4 protein-coding genes and 1 pseudogene are annotated in these 4,986 nt (G+C 64.3%); 4 read left to right on the forward strand and 1 reads right to left on the reverse strand.

From position 1 onward, the window contains the following. The 3 genes and pseudogenes from CG50_RS17125 to CG50_RS14170 form a co-directional block, all read left to right on the forward strand. Positions 1 to 1,171: pseudogene (locus CG50_RS17125) on the forward strand (hypothetical protein); the annotation flags it as partial. Between the two features lie 5 nt (positions 1,172 to 1,176). Beyond that, a complete protein-coding gene (locus CG50_RS16315) occupies positions 1,177 to 1,584 on the forward strand; it encodes a hypothetical protein (protein ID WP_152559544.1) in 408 nt (135 codons plus the stop codon). 25 nt (positions 1,585 to 1,609) lie between these two features. Next, positions 1,610 to 2,584, forward strand: a complete 975-nt coding sequence (locus CG50_RS14170; RefSeq protein ID WP_036639734.1) for an IS5 family transposase — start codon at positions 1,610 to 1,612, stop codon at positions 2,582 to 2,584. Between the two features lie 248 nt (positions 2,585 to 2,832). Here CG50_RS14170 and CG50_RS14175 read toward each other — a convergent pair whose 3' ends face one another. Next, positions 2,833 to 3,816: a LysR family transcriptional regulator gene (locus CG50_RS14175; RefSeq protein ID WP_211248638.1), complete on the reverse strand. Its 984-nt coding sequence runs from the start codon at positions 3,814 to 3,816 to the stop codon at positions 2,833 to 2,835. Positions 3,817 to 3,831: 15 nt separating this feature from the next. Between CG50_RS14175 and CG50_RS14180 the strand changes: the two genes are divergently transcribed. Further along, positions 3,832 to 4,815 carry an aldo/keto reductase gene (locus CG50_RS14180; protein WP_036639739.1) on the forward strand — a complete coding sequence of 328 codons (984 nt, stop codon included), beginning with the start codon at positions 3,832 to 3,834 and terminating at the stop codon, positions 4,813 to 4,815. Positions 4,816 to 4,986: the final 171 nt, after the last annotated feature.

Consider the following 4,986-nt stretch of genomic DNA (forward strand, 5'->3'; position numbering starts at 1 on the left):
AAAACTGTCCGGAAAATGGGGACCACCTCACTTTTCCTATACTCCCGACAGGATCGTGCTGAGCGTTCCCTCCAGACGCGCAGGGCTGCTTGGCCGGCTTCGGGCGAGCAAACCTGCCGATCTGACCCATCTGCCGCCCGAGGAGCGCAGGCTCGCGCTCGCTCTGGCAGATCTGCGGGCTCTCGCGGACGAGCATCGCGAAGCCATGCAGATCGATGCGCAGGAGATCCGGTGCAGCCATCGGCTCGCCGCGGCGCTGGATGCCGAGGCGGCTTCCGCGCTCGCTCTGCCGCCGCTCACCGACATGGTGCTGCGCACGGATGTCGATGGCATCGTGGGGGATGCGGGGTTCCGGTTGCGGGCGGATTGGTTCCGCGCAGGTCATCGCAAGACACCGCGCCGGGTCGGGGCCATCCTCGAGACCGACCGGGGTGCGCAGCGTATTCCTCTGTGGATGATGGATGCTCTCGACCTGGCGGAAGGGTATCGGGCCGGGCAGGGGGACGCCGCCGACTGGGAGGCGCTGGCCAGGTTCCGCCGTTGTCTCGACCCCGGAGTGACTGGGCCGGGTTCGGATCGTGCGGCGCGGCTGTCGATGACCGATTTCCTCTCCGGTCTGGAGGTTTCGCTGGCCGATCGTTTCTCCATAGCGCCCTGCGCTTCGGATGACGATTTCGAGGTGGTGCCGTTTTCCGGTCGCCGCATCGACGAGATCGCGTCAGATGTCCCGGAGAGCCTGTCGGAACTCGGCACGGCCGAACTGCAGGATTTTCAGCGCAAGCTGCGCAGCCGCGGCGCCCTCCATGCGTTTCGTCTGTCATCCGGAAAGTACCTGGTGATCGACCGTGCGGCGGCACCGGCCCTGGAGGTGATGGTCGCGATGCAGCACGCCTCTGCCGAGGAGCGGCGTGCCTTCATGCGCAATCCGCGGCCGCGGATCACCACGGCGGTCTGGACGACGCTGGCCGCGAGGAAAGCATCGAACGCGCCTCCGGCCCGCTGTTGGTGGAGACAGCGGAATATGCAGCGTTCTCGGCGCGGGTCACGGGGGTGGGTGTCTATTCGAAGCCGCAACTTGACCTGCTCCAAGGCAGCGGCACGACCTGGCTTCCGGAAATCTTTTCCGTTGAGGTGGCCCGCCATGTCGGGGGGCTTTCCGATGAACGGCTGAAAACGTTGGCCGAGGACATCTCCAAGGCGATAGAGAACGACGCGCGCAGCGTATGGTCGGGCGACGTCATGATCGCCGCGAACCCTCAGACGTTGCAGGCCGTCGAAAGCCAGATCGCGCTGCGTCGGGCGCAGCTGGATGAGCCCGACGATGCCCCCCGGACCGAGCCCTCTCCGGAGGTCGGTGGACCGCTGGTGTCGGGGACGGCCGACAACTTCGAGACGTTGCAATGGCACCCGAAGATCACGCCGCGTGTCGCGGCCATTCCGCGGCGCGTACCTCGGGGCATCGTTACTCCTCTGAAGGATCATCAGACCGACAGCTTCGACTGGCAGTGCCGGGCCTGGAGTGCCGGGCTGCCGAGACACTATGTGGGGCTTGTTGCACATATCAGTGAGAGGGATTCACCTTGAGACTCCTGAGGGTTGGATCGTTGGCATGCCAGAGCCTGCCAACACCCGCTACCGCACGACGAATTGGTCCGACGATAACGCTTCGCTGAAGCGGCGAGGATCGTTGTCCGTCTGGTTCGATCCGGACATGTCTTGGCAGGCCGAGCGAGCTGGCAAGCGCGGTCCCCCCGAGACCTTCTCCGATGGCGCCATTCAAACCTGCCTGACGCTGAAAGTGCCGTTCGGCCTGCCGCTTCGTCAGACCGTTGGTCTGGTGGCGAGCGTGATTGAGATGGCCGGGCTGGACTGGCCCGTGCCCGACTATTCGACGCTGTGCCGGCGTCACGCTCGGATCCCGGTGCTGATCCCGTATCGGCGCTCCGGTGCGCCGCTGAATCTGTTGATCGACAGCACAGGCATCCGTTTCCGCGGCGATGGTGAATGGCTGGCGCGCAAGCATGGCGCGACGCGCAGACGAGAGTGGCGGAAGGTGCATCTGGCCATGGACACGGCCACTGGCGACATCCGAGCGGTCGAATTCACTTCAAGCCGACAGGGCGACAGCCCATTCGTCGGGGAAACGATCCCCCGGATCGTTTCCTGCCCCCCCTCATTGCCGGAGCTGCTGTCGCAGATCCCTGCCGGCGAAGAGATCGAGACGGTCACTGCCGACGGCGCTTATGACACACGCCGTTGCCATGCGGCGATCCTCGGGCATGGCGCGGAACCGATCATCCCGATCCGCCGAAATGGTCGAGCGTGGAAGCCGGACTGCCCCGCCGCGACATCGCGCGATGAGACGCTGCGAGCGACGCGATTTCCGGGGCGATCGATCTGGAAGAAATGGACCGGCTACCACGCCCGAAGTCGCGTCGAAGCCCGGATGAACCGCCTCAAGCTCTTCGGCGAACGGATCGTGTCACGAGACCCTGACCGGCAGACCGCCGAAATCCAGATCCGCATCGCCATCGTGAACCGCTGCTCGGCCCCTGGACGGGCCGAGATCGAAGCCGTGGCATGAGACAGACGGGATAAGGGGAAGATCGGCCTGTCGTCCGATTAGCGCAACAAGGTCGCTCCTCTCCCAGCCTGGAAAAAGTAGCCGAAAACTCCAGCTCCAAATGGTTCAGTTTTCTGCAGGCAGGTCAACATCACCTCAGCGACCTGGGGGTCAGGTCAGTGCGCGTGCTGGAGCACGAAATCGACGAGACCGGAGAGTTCTTTCTGGTCTGGCCCGCTGCCCGCGCGATGCCCCGCCGGCCGCGCTGCCTACCGGCCTTCCCGGTATCTGAAGCATTCGATGAAAGCCCGCAGGGCCGGGCGCATCTGATGCCGCGAGGGGTAGTATATGTAGAAGCCGTCAAAGGGCGGGCACCAGTCATCCATGACGGTGACGAGGCGACCCTCCCGAATGTCATCGGCAACCGCTTCTTCAAACACGAAAGCCAGCCCCACCCCGTCCAGTGTGGCTCGCCGGATCAGCTCTTGTTGCGGCAGGATCAGGTTGCCCCGCACTTCGACAGTCAGCGCACGGCCGTCGCGCCCCAGTTCCCAACGATAGATCCGGCCGCTGTCGAAACGACGACGGATGCAGTTATGGGCACCCAGATCGCGGGGGTGTTCTGGCCGCGGGTGCCGTTCGAAGTATTCCGGCGTCGCGACGATCACGCTGCGCCGCGGACCGGAGGCGCGCACCGCGATCATGTCGGCCTCAAGGTTTTCACCGAGACGGATCCCGGCATCGCAGCCGCTTTCGACGATGTCTTCAAAACTATCGGCCGTGCGGATGTCGAATTCGATTTTCGGATAGCTGGTCAGGAAGTCGCGCAGGCCGGGCATGATCACCTCTTCGAGTGCCAGAAGCGGCAGGGTGATGCGCAACGGACCGCCCGGCTCATCGGGGTTTTTCCCGGTCTCGGCCAGACCCGAGGCGATCTCGGTCAGCGGGGCGGTCACGCGGGTCAGCAGCCGGATGCCTTCTTCGGTTGGCCGGGTTGAACGTGTTGTCCGCGCCAGAAGCCGAACGCCGAGGCTTTCCTCCAGCGCCGAAACCGCATGGCTTACGGCCGAGGGCGCGATGCCCAGCCGTTCGGCAGCAGCTCGAAAGCCCCCGGCTTCGGCCACGGTTTGGAAAACCACGAGTTGAGAAAGCTGTGCCCTGTCCATTGATCGAAAATATAGAACGGGGTGTGATTTATCGCACGGATTATCATCATAATGTGTCGCCGATATTTTGAGGTCACTCGCAGGCATTCCAAGGAGAAGCACATGGAACAGCGCAAGCTCGGAAAATTCACTGTTTCGGCCATCGGTCTTGGCTGCATGGGGTTGAGCCAGGCCTATGGCGTGCAGGATGAAGAGGCCTCGATCCGCACGCTGCACCGGGCGGTGGAGCTTGGTGTGACCTTTTTCGATACCGCCGAAGTCTATGGCCCGCATCGCAATGAGCGCCTGTTGGGGCGGGCGCTGAAACCGCATCGCGACAGGCTGGTGATCGCCACGAAGTTCGGCTTCACCTACAATCCGGCGCGCAGGGATTTTGGCGAGATCACCGGCACGGACGGTTCTCCCGCCAATGCGCGGCGGGTGGCGGAGGCCTCGTTGAAGCGGCTCGATACCGATGTGATCGACCTTTATTATCTCCACAGGGCCGATCCCGCCGTGCCGATCGAGGAGACCGTGGGCGCGATGGCCGATCTGGTGGCCGAGGGCAAGGTGCGGGCGATTGGCCTGTCGGAGGTTTCGGCCGATACGCTGCGGCGCGCCCATGCAGTCCACCCGATCACCGCGTTGCAAAGCGAATATTCGCTCTGGACGCGCGACGTCGAGACGAACGGCGTGCTTGCCGCCTGTCGCGACCTGGGGGTGAGCTTCGTGCCGTTCAGCCCGCTGGGGCGTGGCTTCCTGACCGGGCAAGTGACGATGGGCGAGGGGGACTTTCGCGAAAGCCTGCCGCGCTTCCAGCCGAAAAACGCTGAAGCGAACCGCAAACTGGTTGCAGTCATCGAACAGATTGCGACCGCGAAAGGGGCGACCGCCGCTCAGGTTGCGCTGGCCTGGGTTCTGGCGCAGGGGGCGGATATCATCCCGATCCCCGGGGCGAAGAAAATCCCGCATCTGGAGCAGAATGTTGCGGCCGCCGGAGTCACGCTCGATCAGGCCGATCTGGCCTTGCTCGACCAGACCTTCGCCCCCGAACATGTCGCTGGCGGACGCTATCCGGAGCAGTTCGAGGCGATGGCGCAGCGCTGAGCCGTTCAGAAGCGGGCTGACCCTGCTCGCTCAGGCTCCCCGATGATCGTGTCGCCCGCGAGCCTCGTTCGCTTCATTGTCCGTCCTCGGCTCGGGCCGGACCAGGATCAACGGCGAAACAGCTCCGGGGCAGGGCGGTCCGGAAAAAGAACGCCCATTCTCGTCCGGCAT

The organism is Paenirhodobacter enshiensis, assembly GCF_000740785.1.
GTDB lineage: Bacteria > Pseudomonadota > Alphaproteobacteria > Rhodobacterales > Rhodobacteraceae > Rhodobacter > Rhodobacter enshiensis.